11 protein-coding genes are annotated in these 16639 nt (G+C 56.3%); 7 read left to right on the top strand and 4 right to left on the bottom strand.

Annotation, left to right across the window (positions count from 1 at the left end; all coding sequences use genetic code 11):
• Nucleotides 1–40: 40 nt before the first annotated feature.
• The 4 genes from VFU50_06840 to VFU50_06855 all read left to right on the top strand — a co-directional run bounded on the left by VFU50_06840 (nt 41) and on the right by VFU50_06855 (nt 6484).
• Nucleotides 41–1036 carry a hypothetical protein gene (locus VFU50_06840; protein HEU5232559.1) on the top strand — a complete coding sequence of 332 codons (996 nt, stop codon included), beginning with the start codon at nt 41–43 and terminating at the stop codon, nt 1034–1036.
• Between the two features lie 156 nt (nt 1037–1192).
• The gene (locus VFU50_06845) at nt 1193–1372 is read left to right on the top strand and encodes a CPXCG motif-containing cysteine-rich protein (protein ID HEU5232560.1); all 180 of its coding nucleotides are present in this window, start codon (nt 1193–1195) and stop codon (nt 1370–1372) included.
• 364 nt (nt 1373–1736) lie between these two features.
• Nucleotides 1737–5282, top strand: coding sequence for a TonB-dependent receptor (locus VFU50_06850; protein HEU5232561.1), 3546 nt, complete (start codon nt 1737–1739; stop codon nt 5280–5282).
• A gap of 389 nt (nt 5283–5671) precedes the next feature.
• The gene (locus VFU50_06855; protein ID HEU5232562.1) at nt 5672–6484 is read left to right on the top strand and encodes a LytTR family DNA-binding domain-containing protein; all 813 of its coding nucleotides are present in this window, start codon (nt 5672–5674) and stop codon (nt 6482–6484) included.
• A gap of 229 nt (nt 6485–6713) precedes the next feature.
• Here VFU50_06855 and tsaE read toward each other — a convergent pair whose 3' ends face one another.
• Both tsaE and VFU50_06865 read right to left on the bottom strand, forming a co-directional pair.
• Nucleotides 6714–7178: a tRNA (adenosine(37)-N6)-threonylcarbamoyltransferase complex ATPase subunit type 1 TsaE gene (gene tsaE / locus VFU50_06860; protein HEU5232563.1), complete on the bottom strand. Its 465-nt coding sequence runs from the start codon at nt 7176–7178 to the stop codon at nt 6714–6716.
• A complete protein-coding gene (locus VFU50_06865; protein HEU5232564.1) occupies nt 7148–8722 on the bottom strand; it encodes an NAD(P)H-hydrate dehydratase in 1575 nt (524 codons plus the stop codon). Before VFU50_06865 ends, tsaE begins: the two co-directional genes overlap by 31 nt.
• A gap of 179 nt (nt 8723–8901) precedes the next feature.
• On the opposite strand from VFU50_06865, the gene dnaG reads away from it, so the two are divergent.
• The 3 genes from dnaG to VFU50_06880 all read left to right on the top strand — a co-directional run bounded on the left by dnaG (nt 8902) and on the right by VFU50_06880 (nt 13574).
• Nucleotides 8902–10713, top strand: coding sequence for a DNA primase (dnaG, locus tag VFU50_06870; GenBank protein ID HEU5232565.1), 1812 nt, complete (start codon nt 8902–8904; stop codon nt 10711–10713).
• Between the two features lie 459 nt (nt 10714–11172).
• Nucleotides 11173–12384, top strand: a complete 1212-nt coding sequence (locus VFU50_06875; protein ID HEU5232566.1) for a histidine kinase — start codon at nt 11173–11175, stop codon at nt 12382–12384.
• A 188-nt stretch (nt 12385–12572) separates the two neighbouring features.
• Nucleotides 12573–13574, top strand: coding sequence for a tetratricopeptide repeat protein (locus VFU50_06880; protein HEU5232567.1), 1002 nt, complete (start codon nt 12573–12575; stop codon nt 13572–13574).
• Nucleotides 13575–13980: 406 nt separating this feature from the next.
• Here VFU50_06880 and VFU50_06885 read toward each other — a convergent pair whose 3' ends face one another.
• Both VFU50_06885 and VFU50_06890 read right to left on the bottom strand, forming a co-directional pair.
• Nucleotides 13981–15930: a CheR family methyltransferase gene (locus VFU50_06885; GenBank protein HEU5232568.1), complete on the bottom strand. Its 1950-nt coding sequence runs from the start codon at nt 15928–15930 to the stop codon at nt 13981–13983.
• A gap of 3 nt (nt 15931–15933) precedes the next feature.
• The coding region (locus VFU50_06890; protein HEU5232569.1) for a chemotaxis protein CheB at nt 15934–16639 on the bottom strand (706 nt) is incomplete at its 5' end.

The following is a 16639-nucleotide window of genomic DNA, read 5'->3' on the forward strand; positions in this document are numbered from 1 at the left end:
GCTGCTGCTCAATCTTTTCGCGGAATCGTACGCACTACTTATGGAATTTCTGTCTCGTTATTTGGCATCAACTCTTCTTCTCTCGCTGTTAGCAATCAGTGGATGCGCAGGGTCGAAGCGCACTGACATTGCGAGGACTCTGCGCTCGGAGGTCGCCTCACCCGAGGGAAGTCCGCAGATCATTGCTGCTTATCAGCCCTGGTTCGGACGCAGTGGGCACATCGACGTCGGCTACAACTCGCAAGATCCGAACGTGCTGGCGAATCAGGTTGAGCACGCGAAGGACCTGAATATCAAAGCCTTCATCGTGAACTGGTATGGTCCGTCCCACGATTTCGAGAATCACAGCTATGCCGCCTTGCAGCAGGTTTCCGCCGAGCACGACTTCAAGACGGCAATCATGTACGACGAGAGCGTGGATGATCCAAGCCGGGCGACTGAGCAGGCGATCTCCGATCTGCAGTACGCCTATGAGCACTACATCGGCCCCCATGCAACTGTCCCTCGCGATGCTTACCTGACCTTCGACGGTCGCCCGATGATCTTCATCTTTCCCAAATCGGGAGACACAGACTGGAAGCGCGTGAAGCAGGCGGTAGGCGGATGGGAACAGCCGCCGGTGCTGCTATACGAAGATGGCGACGCCAAGAATTGGGGCGCATTCGACGGTTATTACGCGTGGGTCTCGCCCGGCAAAAAAGGGTGGTCACGCGACGGCAGCAACTGGGGCCGCACTTATCTCGAAAACTTCTACAAACGCCTGGCCGATGAGCCAGACAAGATCGCGGTTGGCGCCGCGTGGCCGGGTTTCGATGACTCCAAGGCAGAATGGGGCTCAGGTCGCAAAATGGACGCCCGCTGCGGTAAAACGCTTGAGGATTCGCTCAATCTCTATCGCCGCTACTTTCCGGCCGATCGCCCGTTGCCGTTCCTGATGATCGTCACGTGGAATGATTACGAAGAAGGAACAGCCATCGAGCGCGGGATCGGAAACTGCGGGAGCAAGAAGCCAGATAAGGCCCTCGCTATGCGCTAAGCTGCCGCACTTTGCGATCCAAGCCTGCAACTGAATCGTCGAACTTAGCGACTTCTAATTTCCTCGCCGGTCAGCGAACTGCTCCTCGCATGAAATGGCGTGAGCTTAAACGGATTGGCCTCTGCTCCGGCGCCGCAGCGTAAAAATAAATGCACTGTGAAGTCCGGGTTCCAATGCGCAGGGTGCGGCGAATGGAACAAAACCTTCGTCGATCCAAGTAATGGGTCCAGACAGAGCTATATAGAAGACTGCCAAGTTTGCTGCAAACCCAACGTGCTCAGAATCGAGTGGTACGCCGACGCGCAGGAGTTTGTCATCGCTGCGGAATTGGAATAGATGAGAATCCGTACTTCATCCGCGATTGATCCGGTTAGAGCACCGGCTTCGCCAAGGTCATCAACTTTGTACAGTCGATTTCTGTCCGACGTCGGAATCAGTAGACCCAATTCCGTCTCATTTGAACCCTCCGACTTTTCATATCTCGTTTGCAGGATGTACGAAAACTCATATTGAAATGCACAGTCTGAGTACCTACTCGTCGGTACAGATGGGAGACGCTGAAGTGTAGTCGTGACCAAGATTGCCCCTCTCGTCCCTAACAGTTCACCTTCCATCTCTCGTCCCACTTTTTGTCACCTGTTACGGCAGCGCGGATGCACCTTCCTCCCAGAGCGCAAGAAAAGCTCAGGAGAAGAATCGAATGACACTGCGTTGCAAAAGTTTTGAAAGTGCGCTCGCGAGAGTCGCGAGCGCGATCGCCAGCTTCTCTATTTTGCTGCTCCTACTTTCCTCACTGACATTTGGCCAGGGAATTACGACAGGTTCGATTTCCGGCAGTGTGCAGGATCCACAGCAACAGGTGATTCCGAATGCCGCGGTGACCGCGGTCCAGATTGGGACTAATACGGCATTTACGGGAAGGACAAACTCTGTAGGTGCCTTCGAGATTCGCGGCCTGCCGGTAGGCACCTACAACGTGACCATTGAAGCTTCAGGATTCAGCAAGACGCAAATCAACAATGTCGCGACCAACGCCGGACGAGCAACTTCGGTTGGTCTGCAAACTTTGGGAGTAGCCTCCACGCAGGAGTCTGTCACAGTCGAAGCGAGTGCGCCGATTCTGCAAACCGATACGATGCAGATTGGCGAAAGCTTTCAGACCAAAAAGCTGGCCGACCTTCCGGTTGGCAATGGCCTCGATATTGTGACCTTGTTCACCCCGGGCGTAGCTCCCGCCGGCGATTCCGGATTCAGCAATCAAGGAGGTGCGCAGTTCGGCACTAACGGTCAACGCGCTCGCAATAACAATTTCCAGCTCGACGGGCAGAGCAACAACGACACCTCAATCGGCGGCCCGCTGATCTTTTTCGGGAATCAGGACGCAGTTGCGGAAATCCAGGTTCTGACGAACTACAGCGCGGAGTACGGACGCAACACCGGAACGGTAGTGAATTATATTACCAAATCGGGAACCAACAATTTCCATGGATCGGCCTATGAGATTTACAACGGCAATTGGCTCGACTCACTAGCCAATCAGGACAAGTCACCACTGTTCGGCGTTTGTCCGAAGGGCGTTGCGGAAGGCAGCGCCACCGACTTCACACCATCCTGCACAAAAGCTGTAGTCCCGCGAAACGTTGATAACCGCTATGGGGGCACGATCGGTGGGCCAATCGTCAAAGATAAGCTCTGGTTCTTTGGATCAGCAAATATCGAGCCAATTCGCACCGGACCGACGCTTGCTTCCTCAGGCGGTAAGCTCACGCCCACGGCGAACGGTCTTGCGCAATTGGCTGCAGCGTTCCCCAACAACGCCGCGGTTGCTGCCCTAAAGGCAGTTGGGCCCCTCGCGGTCACGAAAGGCACCCTCACTGTTGGAGCGCCACAGACCCAGTTCGTGGATGGCGTTCCGATTGAGTTCGCGACCGTTACCCGCAACGTCGATGCGATCTCCAACGATTACGAGGGAACGGGACGCCTCGATTATCAGCTTTCCCAAAATGACAAGATCTTTGGCCGCTATATCTACCAGAAGCAGTTATTCACGAACGTAGCGACTACCAACCTCGCCGGAGTGGCGGCGGGACAGTTTGTCGATATTCCTGCCCAGACGTATCAGATCGGCGCGGATTGGGCGCATACTTTTTCGCCGACGCTCATCAACCAGGCGCGGTTCAGCTACAACAATACGACCGTCGGATTCGAGAACGGCGGATTCCCAGATTGCAACCGAGGCAACTTCACCAAGTGCCCGACCCAGGTCACTTTCAGCGATAACACGCTCGGATTCGGCGAGCCTACCGGCTTTCCCCAGGGCCGAGATGTAATCGATTATCAAGTCCAGGACAACGCGACGAAACAAATCGGAACGCACGCGATCAAGTTCGGAGGAGAATTCGCGCGGCAGAATCAGCCGAACTTCTTCCTGCCGAACTCAGCCGGCGTGTTTACCTTCTCCTGCTTGGCGAGCTGCAAGTCGGGCCAGCAGAGCGACTTCATCAGCAACACTGCCTCCTCGTTCCTCTTTGCGGATGGTCCTCCAAGCGAAACCTTCCTGGAGAACGATGGCGCCTTTTATCTTCAGGATGACTGGAAGCTGCGCAGCAATCTGACGCTCACGCTGGGTCTGCGTTATGAGATCGCTTCGCAGGCGATCAATGTGCTGCATGACATTACTGTGCAGCGCGAGACCAATCCCTCGACCGCCTTCTGGAACCAGAGCCTTCCACTTTCACGTAGAACGCTTCCGGCGATTCCGATCGCATCGAAAAACTTTGCGCCAGTTCTGGGCTTTGCCTATTCGCCGAGCGGCGGCTGGTTCGGAAACAATGCTACCGTCATTCGCGGGGGATTCAGAATTGCCTATGATCCTGAGTTCTATAACCTCTTTACGAATGTTGCCGGCGGCGCTCCATTTATTAATCTTGGCCAGGTGACCAATTGCCCGAACTGCTTGCCCGCTTCGGGAAATGGCGCCGATGTTCGCTCTGCTGACCTTGGCCTGATCGCCCGCGGCGTTGATCCGGGAACACGCAAGCAAACGATCGTCGCACCCAATCTTCACAATCCCTACGCCGAGCAGTGGAATTTTGGCGTTCAACGGCAGTTTGGATCCAGGATCGTGGGCGAAGCTCGCTATGTGGGCAATCACGGCGTCGGCTTGTTCCAGGACCTCGATGTAAATCCCGCTCTTGGTCCGCTCATCGCCGCAGGATACTCGAACGTAATTCCCTCAGGACTGACGCCCTGCACTACGGCCGGCACTCCAGGGTTTGCTGTGGGATACGCGAACTGCGATCGCACACGTATCCTTTCGCGTGCCAATGTGGGAATGTCTTACTACAACGGCCTGCAGACACGCCTGGACGTGCAGGGATGGCAAGGCATCACCGCCGGTGCGACCTACACGTACAGCCACACCATTGATACCTCAAGTGAGGTGTTCAACAGTCTGGGCGGCGGCAGCACCCTGGCTTATCCGCAGAACCCGTTCAATGTGACGGCAGCCGAGCGCGCGAACAGCGGGATCGATTATCCGCACATTGCGACCGTGTACTTGTTGTATGAGCTGCCGTTCTTCTCCGATCAGCATGGCATTCTCGGGCATCTGCTGGGAGGTTGGGAGATCAATCCGGCCTATCGCTACACCAGCGGACAGCCGTATACGCCGGTGGAGACGCCGGGAAGCAGTCTGGCGACGAGCCCAGCTACAAGCGCTATCTCCGCCACACTCTGTGATCCAACTGGAGCCTTTAGTACTCAGGTTTCAAACTGCCGTCCAATCGTGAGCAATCCGAACGCGCCTGTGGACACGGTCGGAGCCTACACCGACGGCTTGCAACTGGTGAACTACTACACCGGCGCGCCTATCAGCAACAGCGCTGTTCATTGGATCATTAACGATGTGAATGCAGCCACAGTGCTGGGTACGCCGTTCGGAGGCAGTGGACGCAACAGCGTACGCGGCGACACCATCAGCCAGTTGAATCTTTCGGTGCTTAAGAACTTTAAGCTTTCGGAAAGATTCACGATGCAACTCCGCGGCGTGGCCTACAACGTGATGAATCGCCAATACCGAGGTGTTCCCGATCCCGTCATCGATGATGGCAACTTCGCAGATGCGCAGGGCTCATTCGGCAACACGTTCTTCAATAGCAACGGCGGCAACCCGCCTCAGGCCAATTCGGTCTTCTCCGGCATCGATCGACGGAGAATCGAAGTGGGCGCGAAAATTATTTTCTAGCCTCGCAGAAGTAATCACCAGGCGGTGGGAGATTTCCCACCGCCTCGTTTTTCGTGGACCGGCTGAACGCTGCTCTTGGGGGCTGCCCAATTCTGGACAGCAAGAATTCGCCTGCGAACACTAGCCCGCCGCGGAATGCTCTCAATCAGTCGTGATTCCGCCTGGCAGTTCTTGCCGGATTCTGATGGTTGTCGTCCAAGTCTGCCGGCGCCCAAACCCGAAAAAGACAACAATCGACCGTAGTACCTAAAATGCGACGATTCGTCCCTGCATAGGGACAAAATCGAACTTTCGTCGTCCAAAATGCGAACAGTCGGTTAGTACGGGCGCGATACGTGCAACTAAACGAAATCAATACGACCTGGTAAGAGCCGGGCGCGGAGGCTGCTGTGGGACTGTCAACTACTTCGGAGGGGCATATCAATATGGTGATTGCTCCAAGGATGCGGGCAATAATCGCCGACGATGAACCGCTTTCACGCGAAAAACTGCGCATGCTGCTCGATCACGAGCAGGAAGTGCAGATCGTGGCTGAATGTAGTGGCCTCGAGGACACACTGCACGCGGTCCGCACACAACGGCCCGACGTTCTGCTCCTCGATATCGAAATGGAAGGCGGTACCGGTTTCGATGTTCTGCGCGATCTGCCTGCGAATGAGCGCCCCATCGTGATTTTTACTACAGCCTACGACAGCTATGCTCTGCAAGCCTTCGACGAGCACGCGCTGGATTATCTGCTGAAGCCTTTCGATCAGGAGCGTTTGCACCGCGCACTGGAACGCGCGCGCAACGAGATGAGCAAGTCCGCAAAGGGCGCAGTGAATGAAAATCTCGCGAACCTGCTGAATGCGGCGCGACGGCCCCCGGAGAACCGGCTCATTATCAAGTCAGGTGGCAGAGTCGTGTTTATCCAGATCGACGAAATCGATTGGATCGAGGCGGCAGCAAACTATGTCCGCCTGCACGTTGCCGGAAAGAATGCTTATCTGTTTCGTGAATCGATCGGCAGAATGGCCGACAAGCTCGATCCGTCGCAGTTCATCCGCATTCACCGCTCCTTCATCGTGAACGTCAGCAAGATTAAAGAACTGCAGCCATGCAATAACGGCGAGTTCATGGTCTCGCTGCGAAACGGGAAAGAACTCCCCTGCAGCCGCTTCTACCGCCACGCGCTGGAGTCGCTGTGGAAGGGAACCAAGTAAAAGCCTGTTCACCACGGAGCCACAGAGACACGGAGAATTCTCCTGCTTGTCATTCCGAACGCCTGATTTGGCGGAGGAATCCCTATGGAGCCTACGAGCTTTCCAGTGCGTGAACGTTGAGTTGCCGTTCCTCTATCCAGCATTGACGAGATCCCAGGGCTTCTTTACGGTAAAAAGCACCGGTTCGGACCGATAAAGAGTTGCTCCATGCCTCTCTGGTGAAAAACCACTATGAAATGCGAAGGCTCACGCATCGCTGTGTTTCACCGAGAACCTCAATCGCGACCTCACCATCGCTCTGGCTTTGAATCTCTCCGAATTTCTCTCCCCATTCGACGAGCAAAATCGCACCGGGTTCTGATCGCAGATCGTCGATGGCGAGGGCCATCAACTCGCGGCTTGTATCGATTCGGTACAGATCGATGTGGAAGAGAGTTACATCTGGACCGCGATACTCATGTACTAAGTTGAATGTAGGGCTAGTGACGTTCTCCTCCGGCGCAGCGCGAAAACCTTCAGCGATGCCTTTGACGAGCGTAGTTTTGCCGGCGCCGAGATTGCCGCGAAGAACGACAAGCTGACCCGCATGCAAGGACGCGCTGAGTTCTCGACCGGCAGAAATTGTTTCCTCGGCTGAGTTGGTAATGAATTCGCGCGCAACCTTCACCTGCGCTGCGCTCCGCCCTGAATCCACGTGAACTCGTCGTACTGCTGAATAAGGCGAAACGCCTGCGGGAACGCTGCGATTACGTCTGTCGCCAGCATCGTGCGTTCCGTTTGCGCCGTCAGCGCGCAATCGGCGGCCAAGCCATGCAGATAGACAGCAGCGCGAACCGCGTCGGAAATTTGTTGAGGATACTGCGCGATCATTCCCGCGATCATGCCTGTCAACACATCGCCGCTGCCGCCCTTTGCCAATCCAGGATTGCCCGTGGTGTTTACCCAGATGCGTCCGTTAGGATCTGCGATCAGCGTTCGCCATCCCTTCAGCACGAGAACGACTTTCGCCCGAGTGGCAAACGCACGCGCTATTCCGATACGATCTGCTTCGATTTCCGGAACAGATTTGCAGAGCATCCTGGCCATCTCGCCAGGATGAGGTGTAAGCACCAACGGGCGGGTCGCGCCATCCAGCAATTTCAGATTCGTTCCCTGGAAAGCATTCAGGCCATCTGCATCGAGGACGAGCGGGAGTTCGCATCGCTCGGTGAAGCGGTGAATTGCGGCCTCAGTATCATGGTCGCGTCCCATTCCCGGGCCGAGCGCTACCACGTTTTTGCCGTGGACGAGAGAGCTATAATCCGGGTCCTCGAACGCACGCTTCGCCACGCCGACGGCGTTATCTTCCAAGGGCTCTGTCATCAGCTCGGGAATGAAGCTTGCAATGATGGGAAGGAGCCTTTCCGGAACAGCGCACGTTACTAAACCCGCGCCAACCCGAAGCGCAGCAAGTGAGGCCATCACCGGTGCGCCGGTCTTCCCAAGCGATCCGCCGATCACCAGCACATGGCCGTATAAGCCCTTATTGGAATTCAGGCGGCGTACCTCAGTGAGAAGCGGCGACGGATCATTCCATTCGATTCCCAAACCGGAGTGAATGATTTCGGATGGCGATCCTATATCGGCAACCACAATCGGTCCCGAGGTTAGCGTCGAGAACACGATTCCCGGCTTAGGCGCGGTGAATGTCACGATCGCATTGCTGCGGCAGGCGCCGTGTTGTTCCAGAGCAAGCGAATTTGAATCGATGCCCGAGGGTACGTCGACGGAAACTACCGGTGCACGCGCTGAGTTGATAATGGCGACCACTTTGGCAGCCAGTTCGGGAAGCGGAGGACGGAACCCAGTACCGAAAATCGCCTCGACGATCACATCGGCTTTGTCACACAAGTCAGAAAGCGCGTCTGCCTCTTGCAGTCGATGGATACAAGCCGGGGGCGACGGCAAACGCTTGAGCATCTGTTCCGCGTCGCCTTTTACTTCCTGCGGAGCCGACAGCAGCACGGTCGCGACCGCCCGGCCCGCTTCCTGCATCTTGCGCGCAGCTACAAAGCCATCGCCGCCGTTGTTTCCTTTACCGCAAATCACAAGAACGCGCTTTGACTCGGGATATTGGCGAAGAACGAAGCGGGCGACCGCCGTTCCCGCATTCTCCATCAGCGTGAGCGAGGGCACGTGGTGCTTCTCGGTTGTGAGGCGGTCGATTTCCCGCATCTCTGCGGAGGTGACGATCTTCATGCGGCTGCAGACGTGGCAAACTTCGGCGTTCGCGCCAAGCTCGGATTCTAGCGGAATGAAGAGGTTAAATCAGCGAGTCGCGGTTTCAGCGCTCTTTTCCACAAACGTTCTCGGCAATCCAGATTGACATGCCGGAGATGAGCTGTCGTAATCGATAGGAACAGTCCAATCATTCTGCAGTGTCCACGCCTCTCAACTTCGCTCAGGATCTCAAGCAGCAGACGGATATTGTCCGCATTATCGGCGATTATGTTCAGCTCAAGAAGGCCGGTGCGCAGAACTTCACCGGGTTGTGCCCTTTCCACAAGGAAAAATCGCCATCGTTCTCCGTCCACGCGACGCGGCAGTTCTACCACTGTTTTGGTTGTTCCGCCTCAGGCGACGTCTTCAGCTTCATTCAACAAATTGAAAACATCAGCTTTCCCGAAGCAATACGGCGGGTGGCGGAAAAAATGGGAGTGGCGGTGCCGCGACAGGCCTACTCCGGCCCTGGCGAGGCCGCCGATGCCAAGCAGCGCGGCATTCTGCTCGACCTGCACGAGAAAGCCTGCGCCTTCTTTGAAGAGTATCTTCGCCGCCCGGAAGGCGCGCGGGCCCGTGAGTATCTGGCCGGCCGCGGGCTCAGTGAAGATACGATTCGCCGCTTCCGCATTGGGTTCGCTCCCGATTCGGGATTCCTGCTGCGCGATCGGCTGCGCGGCTCGGCAGATGAAGAAATGCTGCGACTCTCTGGATTGATGTCGTGGAAGCAAGAAGACACGGCATCGGGTGATCGGGCCATCGGGTCATCGGGTGAAGTAAGAAGCGATATTTCCCCTTCCGCTCTTTATTCCAAGTTTCGCAATCGCGTCATGTTCCCGATTTGCAACGAGCAGGGGAAGATCATAGCCTTCACCGGCCGCATTTTGGAAGCTACGGAAAAATCCGGCCCGAAGTACCTCAATTCTCCGGAAACCCCCATCTATTCCAAGGGCAGAGTGCTCTTCAACCTCGATAAGGCGAAGGAAGCGATCCGCCATCTTGGCTATGCCATTCTGGTGGAAGGAAACGTCGATTGCATTTCGGTATTCATGGCCGGCTTTCAAAACGTAATTGCCACTTCGGGAACGGCGTTTACCGAAGCACAGGTGCGGCTGCTCGGGCGGTTTGCGAAACAGGTGGTCGTCAACTTCGATCCAGATACGGCCGGCGCAGCCGCCACCGAGCGTTCTCTCGCCATGCTCATCGAAGAAGACTTTGCAGTAAAAGTCATGACGCTTGATGCAGGCTTCGATCCCGATCTGTTCATTCGGCGCAAGGGAGCAAAGGCGTACGGCGAGGCGCTGATGCAGGCGCCGAAATACTTCCCGTACCTCATCACCCGCGCAGCGGCCACCTTCCCGGTTAAAACGCCCGAGGGCAAAGCTAAGGCAGTCAATTATCTGTTGCCTTATATCCGACGCGTTCCGCAGGCCATCATTCGCGATGAACTTGCGAACGACGTTGCGCAAAAGCTCGGCATCGATTCCGCTCTGGTCCGGCAGGAGTTGCGCCACGCGGCGACCAATCGCGGAGTGCAATTCAAGCCTGCGCCGGAACCCCAGGTAAGCGAAGCCGAGAAGATCGTAGTGCGCCTGCTTGCGCCAGGCGCTCCCGCCGAACTCGGCGATCTGCAAAGCGCGGTCGCCGACATCTTGATGTCGGAAAACCTGACCGACAACCTGACAACCGAATCGCTGCTGCAGCTTCTCCTGTCACCTTCTCCGGACTCTCCAATTCCTGAATCGGAACAACGCCTGCTCGCCTCCATTCTCATGCACGAGACAGACGAACTCACGCAGGAGCTCATCGAATCGGCGATTGAGGCCCTGCGTCGGCGTAGGATGGAGCGCCGCAAGCGCGAGCTCAACACCAGCATCGCCGATGCCGAGCGCAAGAATGATGTGACGGCGCTCGCAGCGCTCCTGCAGGAGAAATTGGTAATCGAGAAAACTCTGCGCGAGCAAATGTAATCGCTCTTATTTTTAAGCGATTTGCGTTTTGGAGGTACCCGGCCTCTCGTCACTGTCATCCTTCGGAGCGCCTAGATGAAACGTGGATTCTCGCATCCTTGGGTTGCGCTCCGGGGGACTGCTGTTCGTCCGACCGTAAACAGCAGGTTCCCCGCGCCGCAACCAAAGCCTGGAAATTCATGCTGTATCGCGGCGGCGCGAGGAATGACAGTGTCAAAGGGATTGCTTTTTCTAAGATCTTGAGCGCGTCGTCTCACTCTGAACTGCCACCTACATTTCGGCGGTTCATGCTTTCCACAATTGCGCTCACCCTTGGAAGCTACAAACAACTTGCTGCGAACCCTCTCTCTGGGACGAATGCCGATTTTTAAGGGACGACTTGTAGATGCTCATCTGCACCGAGCCAAGCCCACGCTTAAGATGACTAAGCTGCCGGTTGGGCCGTCCAATGGAGATACCATGAGCGAAACAGCTGCGAGCGCATCGCGCACTTCCCTCGCCAATGATAAGTCAAAGGCGCAGGCCAAATCGCCGAGGCACGGTGTTTTCGTTTTTCCTGTCGCCTACCTGTTCGGCATCATGACCACCTTTGGATTGGGCATGGGCTGGCAGGCCTACCAGGTGCTCAAGCAATGGAACAAGCCTCGAAACTACTTCAGCATGGAGGCAGCTAATCAGCTCATCGACTGCTACGTCTGGTGCCTGGTTGCAATCGGCATCTGGCAGTTGATGCGGGTCTTTTCGCTTCAGGGTTCGAAATGGAAGCGTGACCTGGCTGCACACATTGCGATCGCGGCTGTAAACGCTCCGGTAGCTACATTTGCTTACATCGGCGGCGTGGCCATCACGCGCCTGGGCATTCAGGACATGAGCATTCAAAGCCGTCTGAGGCTGAATCTCCGGGCTGAGTTCATTCCCAATATGGTGGAGTACTTCACCATATTGGCTCTGCTGGCTTCTATCGAGTACTACCGCAACTACCGCCGCGGACAGCAGGAGACTTTCCGGCTGCAGCACGCGTTGATGGAATCCAAGCTGCAGACTTTGCGCGCACAGTTGAATCCACACTTCCTGTTCAACGCCATGAACTCGGTATCGTGCCTGCTCCACCGCGATCCCGGAGCGGCCGACCAGATGCTCTCTCGCATCGCCAATCTGCTTCGCCTGACTCTCGCTCGCGATGACAGCCGCGAAATCGGCCTGCTCGAAGAAGTCGAGCTTGCCGAGGAGTATCTCGAAATCCAACGCATCCGCTTCGGCTCAAGGTTGAAGCTGGAAATCGATATCGCTGATGACACCCTCGAAGCTCGCGTGCCGAACATGCTCCTGCAGCCGCTGGTCGAAAACGCGTGCGTGCATGGAGTGGCACGCACACGTGGAGACTGCCGGCTGGAAATCTCAACGCGCGTGGATGGGTCCGATCTGGTGATCAGTATCTACAACGATGGCCCACCGGTCCGGCCGGATTGGAAGACGCGTAGTGGCATCGGCCTGCGCAACACAGTTGAGCGCCTCGCCCTTCTCTACGGTGAGCGCGCATCGCTTGAACTCACCAGCTTTGGCCAGGGCGCCCGGCTGCGAGTGCGTCTCCCACTCACGCCACAGGCAGGCCCGCAAAAGCTCTTCGATCAGTTAGCGACATCAGCCCCGGCGCAACCCGCGGTTATGTAGGCGCACTGAATGGGTTTTGTTTCAATCCCTCGAACTCAAACTTGTGTTGAGCGTGGAACAGCACGGGACGAAGACGTATTTTTCGGACATAGCTGTTTACACGGCAGATATCACTCGAGAACGACTACTAATCACAGAGTAACTATCGACCTGCTGCGGAGCCCGTCATTCAGGCGAGGGCTCCCGCAATGCGTTGCGCCGTATGTTTCGCGATTCTGCTGCTGTTCGTCTCGACTCTTTCGTTCGGTTCTAAATCGGAACCTCGAGTCTGCCACGTGCAGGTAAACATCTCCAGCGGTTCTCTTCCTGCGAACATGAAACTGCAGGTATTTGCCGGCGAGCGGCGGCTTTCAGAGATGAAGGTCCCCTTTGACGGCAATGTGTTTTTGCCTCCCCTTGCGCCCGGAGATTACCGCGTGCAAACCGGCGAAGGAACTAACTTCGTAACCTCCGGCCCGCTGCACGTTCCCGAATCGGGAGCATGTGAACTGCGCGTAAGCATCCTTGGGCATGCCGATGCGAAAAACCAGTTAGTCGAGGACGACCTCGATGTCGAGGACCTCCGCGTCCCGCGAAAGGCGCGCGAACGGTTCGAAAAAGGCTTTGCCGCGCTTCAACATGGCGACCTGGAAGAGGCAGAAAAGGACTTTGTAGAAGTAACCAGGCTCGACCCCAAGCTGTCGCGTGCCTACAACGTTCTGGGAGTGATCTCCGATCAGCAAAAGAACCGCTCTGCCGCACGGCAGTATTTTGAAAAGGCCGTCGAATTGAACCCGCGCAGCAAGGCAGCGCTCATGAATCTGGCGAAGCTTTGCATGCTGGAGAAGCAGTACGATGCCGCGATCAGTCTCCTCGAGCGATTTCGCGCGGGCTCACGCGATCACGCCGATGTCTACGGAATGGAAGCCGATGCTTATTTAAAACTAGGCCGATATGAGGACGCCATCCGCGCGGCCCAGTCAGCACATCGCCTCAACCATCAGAATTGGGATACCGTGCATTTAATAGCAGCCTCAGCCTATGAGGCACTGCATCAGCCGCAAATGGCAGCAGCTGAATACCGTCTTTATATTGACGAAAGCTCCAATCCGGAAATGCGGGCGGTAGCGTTTCAGAAGCTAAGCGATCTGGACGGAGTAGCGCAGCAGAGCCAGACCGGAGTGCCCATGAATTCACTCCTGACTCGCTGAGTCGCAAGCGCTTCCGGGCTTACTCTTTAGCGCAACCGTTGCGGCTCCCGAATCGGGAGTAAGGCCATCGCATCGGTGATGCAACGCCCTGCCGGCAAAGCGCGTGAATCGGTCAGTCAAGCAGCTTTCCGTGTTTTCTCCGCGGAATCGGGTTTGTGCTGCTTGATTGCCGCCACAGCCTCATTGATGAGCTTCCGAGTCTCTGCTCTGGTTGCGGTAGCTTTTTGGCGCAATGCACGGGAACGACGGCGTAACGCTTCCACTTTGTTCGTTGTGTATGGGCCGCTGTCCATGTTCATTGGGATGATAACTCGGCTCTGCCTGGATTGCTTTCGATCTGCTTCTTTCCATCGAAGCAGCCGCGAAGCCGCCGGACCGACTTAGGCAGGGCGCAAGATTGGACAATCTAGCGCGCCTTCTTCCCAGCCTTTATCGCACTCTTCTTCCCACCGTTTGCCATGTTCTTCGATTTCCCAGATTTCTGAGCAGGGCGCTGGCCAGTCGAATTGCCCCCTTCCATTCCCGGCTGCTGCGGAGCAAACATCAGCAGCAGGCTGGGTTTGCCGCCATCGCGATTCAGCTGCGTGAGATGGACATCGAATGCCATTTTGGAACGACCGGAGTTGAGATGCTGATTGCGCAGCAGGATTGGTGAATTACGCTCGCCGATAGCCTTGCTCCGGCGCACGAGCGCGGCACGAAGATTCGTGTCGATGGGAAGCTGAGCTAATTCGAGTCCCACCACCGAGCGCGCCTCCAGATCGAATAGTTTATGGGCGGCGCTGTTCCAGAATTGCACTCGACCTTCGCTGTCGAGCACCATGACGGCCCACGGCATTCGCTCCAGCGTCTCCGCGTAGCGGCTGTTCAAACTGTCAAGTTCGCGCGTGCGGAACTCGAGCTCCTCATTCATGTTCTCGAGTTCTTCATTGAGCGACTGCAGCTCTTCGTTGGTGGTCTCCAGCTCTTCGTTGGTAGATTGCAACTCTTCGTTGGTCGTCTCTAATTCTTCATTGGTCGATTGGAGTTCCTCGTTCGTGGTTTCCAGCTCTTCGTTGGCTGATTGAAGCTCTTCGCCGGTCGCTTCGAGTTGTTCAATGGTGGTCTGAAGCTTCTCGCGATGACTCACATCGTCGGCATAAACCAGCGTGCCTACGCGCTGACCGCTCTCTCCGTTGACCGGCCGCACGGTAATGGCCAGCATGCGATTTTCGTTGTTGATCTTGACTGGGCACTCGAACTTCATCGGCTGATCGGGATTGCGATGACTCTCTTCGACCTTCTGCACCAGTTCAGGACACTGCCTGCCCAATGCCGAATCGGCAATGTGCTGCCCGACGAGCTTGCTGCCCGAGAGGCCCCACAATTCAAGAGCAGATTTATTGTCGGAGATCAAAATGTCATTGGCATCGAGCGCGAAGACGCCCGGCTCCAAAACTTCCAGCAGAGCGCCGTAATAGAGTTTGATCTTCGCTACTTCATGGTCTTTCGTCGAACCGTCTTCCGAAGCCATGGCTCCATTGCTCCTGCCGGCGGAGAGTCGAGGAATATCTCCGCCTGGCTGCAAGTGATCTTTCCGGAAGATCCTCCACCTGGAATCGACGGGCCGGAACATCGTCGAGTTGCTCAACTTAGATTCAGATTTTCCTAAAAACAGTATGCCGCCGGGATCGAGGGCATAGTGCAGCCGGTTGAGAATATGCGTCTGCGTGATCGAATCGAAATAGATGAGCACGTTGCGGCAGACGATGATTTGTACATGCGAGATCGGCGCATCCTGCGCGAGGTCGCTGCGGCCGAAGATCAACATGCGGCGGATATCGCGATTCACGCGGGGGATCTTAACGTTGGAAAAGTATTTGTGCCGCCACTCCGGACGTACTCTACGCAGGCGCTCCGGCGCATATTCACCGCGGCGAGCGACGTTGAGCGCGTCGTCATCCACATCTGTCGCGTAGATTTTGATATCGAACTCCGAGATCCTGGGCCCGAAGTACTCGGCTATGAGGATCGCGAGCGAATAGACCTCTTCACCGGTCGAGCAGCCGGCGACCCACGCGCGAAAGCTGTCGCCCGTGCGCAGGCGCTTTAGCAAATAGGGCAGTATGTCTTCGGCGATCACATCCCACGCCGCTGGATCGCGAAAAAACTCCGTGACGTTGATGAGAATGGTGTCGAGAAGTTCATTGGTCTCGTCAAGATGCGCGCGAATGTGTTCGAGATAAGCGTCGTAGTCCCCGAGCGAGAGCTGGCCCATGCGCTTGCGGATGCGGCGCTCCAGCGTCGTCGGTTTGTAGCCTCGCAGGTCTAAATCGCGCTCTTCCGCGAGGAAGTGCAACAGCTCATCCAGCTTCACGACTCACCCTTGAGAGCAGAGCGATGAAATCTTCGGCGCGATGAGTCGCGCCTGCATGATGAAATCCGCACAGCCGGTTTCGATTCCATGAAAGGGCATGGAAGGAAACATGGCCTCGGCGGGATCTTGCACAATGGTCGACGCGCCCAGCTTCTTCAGGGAGCGCAGACCTTCGGAACCGTCACGACCGGCGCCGGAAAGCAGCACACCGATCGCCGCAGCCCCTCGCCCTTCGGCGACGGATTTGAATAACACGTCCACTGACGGACGCTGCATGCGTACATGCGCTGAAGAAAGCAACTGCAAACGGTCACCAGATAATACAAGGTGCAAATCGGGAGGAGCAATATAGATCACGCCCGTGCGTATCGTTTCACCGTCCTGAGCTTGCTTCACCATCCAGCTCCCATGGCGACCGAGAATCTGCGGTAAAAACGAGCGATGCAGAGGAGCAAGATGAACCACGACCAGAATGCAGCAGTCAGGAATCAGTGGGAGCTGAGGCAGAACTTCGTGCAGGCAGTGAATGCCCCCTGCAGATGCACCAATCGCGACAATGCGGGCGACACGACTTTCCGTCCGGTCGTCGTGGACATCAAACTGCGCCATTACGCCTCCGCCCAGCAGGGGTTGGGTCGATGGCGGCCGAACCTTTGTCGGGTACTTCTCTATTACACACCCGCGTGGGCGCAAGTTGGCGTATTTATTT

Source organism: Terriglobales bacterium, assembly GCA_035764005.1.
In the GTDB taxonomy this organism is placed as follows: Bacteria; Acidobacteriota; Terriglobia; order Terriglobales; family Acidobacteriaceae; genus Gp1-AA112.

Bases quoted from the DNA above. Each gene is read 5' to 3' on its own strand.
- VFU50_06840 (HEU5232559.1), top strand. From the start codon at position 41: ATGGAATTTCTGTCTCGTTATTTGGCATCAACTCTTCTTCTCTCGCTG.
- VFU50_06850 (HEU5232561.1), top strand. From the start codon at position 1,737: ATGACACTGCGTTGCAAAAGTTTTGAAAGTGCGCTCGCGAGAGTCGCG.
- VFU50_06865 (HEU5232564.1), bottom strand. From the start codon at position 8,722: ATGAAGATCGTCACCTCCGCAGAGATGCGGGAAATCGACCGCCTCACA.
- VFU50_06875 (HEU5232566.1), top strand. From the start codon at position 11,173: ATGAGCGAAACAGCTGCGAGCGCATCGCGCACTTCCCTCGCCAATGAT.
- VFU50_06880 (HEU5232567.1), top strand. From the start codon at position 12,573: ATGCGTTGCGCCGTATGTTTCGCGATTCTGCTGCTGTTCGTCTCGACT.